Annotated in this window: 2 protein-coding genes; both read left to right on the top strand. The window is 67.9% G+C overall.

Features of this window, described 5'->3' with window-relative positions; translation table 11 throughout:
- On the top strand, window positions 1–223 hold a 223-nt coding region (locus tag AC1DXV_RS34780; protein WP_477938065.1), incomplete at its 5' end, for a hypothetical protein.
- Window positions 224–264: 41 nt separating this feature from the next.
- Window positions 265–1,286, top strand: a 1,022-nt coding sequence (locus AC1DXV_RS34775; protein ID WP_477938064.1) for an RHS repeat domain-containing protein, incomplete at its 3' end; no start/stop codon positions are given.

The raw sequence follows: 1,286 nt of genomic DNA, 5'->3' as shown, positions 1-1,286 counted from the left end.
GTACAGCGCGGCGCAGACGATCACGGCGGTGACCCAGAGCGATGCGGGTTCCGGCGGCACGAGCACCTGCACCGTGGGTGGCAGCGTGGCCGCGTCACCTGGGAGTTGCACGTTCCAGTGGATCTACGACCGATGCACCGCTCGCACGGTGAACTTCAGCGTGAAGAACCCGTTCGGCACGGCGATGACGAGCAAGGCGATCGTGAAGGGGACCTGCCTGTGAAGACCACGCAGATAAACGCGCAAAAGATTGCGCAAGTGCACATGAAGCGGCTGGCCCGGTTGGTGGTGTTCGCGGGCGCCGCTTGGGTGCAAGCGATGGCGCATGCGCAAGTCCAGCCACCCATTGACCCGTTCCATTACACGAAGACGGTGAGCACCACCTACCGCCCCGATGGCTTGGTGGAAACCGAGAAGGTCGAGCCCGACGACCCCAAGCTGTGCGTGCTGACAACCTACGGCTACGACCCGGCGGGCAACCGCATCAGCACGCGGCAGGAGAACTGCCCGGGCGCGAGCGGCGAGGCGCTCTTCACGGCGCGCACCAGCACGACCACGTATGCCGCGCAGACGGTGACGATCGCCGGCCAGAGCATCAAGGTGCCTGCAGGCAGCCTGCCGAGCGAGCGCAAGAACGCGCTGCTGCACGGTGAAACGCAGACGGTAGATCCCCGCTTCGGCACGGTGCTGAGCAAGACCGGGCCGAACGGGCTGACCACGCGCTGGGAATATGACGACCTGGGTCGCGCGACGCGAGAGATCCGTGCCGACAGCACGCGGTCGATCACGGCGTACTGCTACATCGCGGGCCGCGTCGACACCGCCACGAACAGCCCGACATGCCCGAGCCCCGGTGCGGCGGAGATCCCGGCTGATGCGGTGAAGTTCGTGCACGCGGAGCCACGCGATGCGAGCGGTGCCGAAGGCGTCAAGAACGGCCCGTTCACCCGCAAATATATCGACCGCGCGGGCCGGGTGCTTCGCCAGATCACCGAGGCGTTCGACGGCGCCACGCAACCCGGCGGCACCAACCGCCTGATCGCCACCGACACCGAGTACGGCGACCTGGGGCAGGTGCTGCTGCAGACGCAGCCGTATTTCCTGGACAGCGGCTCGTCGACCAGCGGCGGCAGCGCCGACGTGGGRCTCTCGCGCTCGGAGTACGACGCATTGGGCCGGGTGGTCCGCACCTACACGGCCGACCCCCAGGGCAACCAGCCGAGCGTGGGCTTCAGCAACCGGGGCAGCCGCCGGGCGCGGTTGTCGGCCGTGGTCTACGGCGCGCT

The sequence above is a fragment of the Rhizobacter sp. P3_C12 genome (genome assembly GCF_056402735.1).
The sequence above is the reverse complement of the archived record's forward strand: the minus strand, read 5'-3'. Positions and strand labels throughout refer to the sequence as shown.